The 1,880-nt window shown below is 39.1% G+C and carries 1 protein-coding gene; it reads left to right on the top strand.

What is annotated here, in order from left to right; all coding sequences use genetic code 11:
- Window positions 1-482 precede the first annotated feature (482 nt).
- The gene (gene ltrA, locus WMO75_RS19430; protein WP_118699513.1) at window positions 483-1,781 is read left to right on the top strand and encodes a group II intron reverse transcriptase/maturase; all 1,299 of its coding nucleotides are present in this window, start codon (window positions 483-485) and stop codon (window positions 1,779-1,781) included.
- The last annotated feature ends 99 nt before the right edge of the window (window positions 1,782-1,880 follow it).

The following is a 1,880-nucleotide window of genomic DNA, read 5'->3' on the forward strand; positions in this document are numbered from 1 at the left end:
TGGAAATCCCATCCGGTAAGGTATTAGCCACACCGCCGGTAACGACCTTGAGCCAGCCAGAGCAATCGGGAAGGTTAAGCGTAGGAAGATAGGTAATAGGGATAGTGATTGAGCATCGAAAGACCCTAATCCAGCAGGCCGATGCTGTTGACATAGCAGAAGGCTATAGGTAAGTTTATCGTTATGGCAAGATTTCGTACTCTGCTGCGGTGTCGTAGAGCTATTCATGTTACACAATGATGCTGCATCAACTGGAGAGAACCTGTACGTTCCATAAATACTGCGTATAGATATGGTATGGCAAACAAATAAATAAGGATGTCAGATGACGTACAGGTAGTCGGAGGCCCGAATAGTACCAGTGAAAGCATGAATAAGATAAGTGTTGGAGGGAAGTCGAGAATGAACTATTCCTCATAGTTCAGGCCTGCGGAACTATATCGAAAAGGAAACATTATCTATACTCAGAGATAGGGACAATAATGGAAACAAAATTGGAGAGAATATCACAATTATCCAGAGAAAATCCAGATATGGTCTTTACATCCATAGGACACCTGATTTCAACATCACTGCTGAAAGAATGTCATAATAAGATGGATGGAAATAAAGCAGTTGGAATTGATGGGATAACAAAGAAGGACTATGATAAGAACCTTGATAAAAATATAGAAAACCTTGTGGACAGACTGAGGAAGAAGGCATATAAGCCGAAACCAGCAAGAAGAATAGAAATTCCGAAGGATAATGGGAAAACAAGGCCTCTTAGCATCTATTGTTATGAAGACAAACTGGTGCAGGAAGCACTGAAACGAATACTGGAAGCAGTATTTGAACCATGCTTTTATGATGAGATGATGGGATTTCGTCCTAACAGAGGATGTCACATGGCTTTGAGAAAACTTAACTATATGATTGAAAGGGAAAAGAGCAGTTATATATTAGATGCAGATATCAAATCGTTCTTCAATCATCTTGACCATAAATGGATAATGAAGTTCGTAGAATCAAAGATCAAAGATCCTAATATTGCCAGACTCCTGAAAAGAATACTAAAATCGGGAGTGATGGAAAACTTTCGATATGAGGTGACGGAAGAAGGATCAGGACAAGGCTCAGTCTGTTCACCAATAATATCATGCATATATATGCATTATGTACTGGTATGGTGGTACAAAGAGATAATTGTCCCTAAACTTAAAGGATATAGTGGTCTGGTAGTATATGCGGATGATTTTGTTGTATGCTTTCAATACAAAGAAGATGCCGTAATGTTCTATGAACTACTTAAACGTAGAATGAGACACTTTGGATTGAGCCTACAGGAAGATAAAAGCAGACTGATACAGTTTGGACGGTTTGCAAAAGAAAACTGTGAGAGAAATGGACACAAGCCAGAAACTTTCACATTCCTTGGCTTTACGCATTACTGTTCTTGTAATAAGAATGGGAAATTCAGAGTGAAGAGGAAAACCAGCAGAATAAAATTTAATAAAAAGTGCAAAGAAGTTCGTCAGAAAATTCGGTCAATGAGAGCGAATAAACTGAAAGACATTATATCTAAGCTGAATCAGATACTTGTTGGTTATTATCATTACTACGGCATTACTGATAATGGGCGGAGTCTGTCTGCTTTTAGATACCAGGTCATGAGAAGTCTTCATTACTGGCTTAATAGAAGAAGTCAGAAAAAGAGCTATACATGGTCAGGGTTTCTTGAAATGATTGATACAGCCTATCCTTTAGCGAGGGCGAAAATATATGTCAGTATTTACGGATAATTGTTGAATAATGCGTTTCGTAAAGAGCCGGATGCGGAAAAGCCGCACGTCCGGAATTCTGTGAGGGATACATTCGGTAACGGATGTATCTACTCGACC

Source organism: Blautia intestinihominis (assembly GCF_040096655.1).
Taxonomy (GTDB): Bacteria; Bacillota; Clostridia; order Lachnospirales; family Lachnospiraceae; genus Blautia_A; species Blautia_A intestinihominis.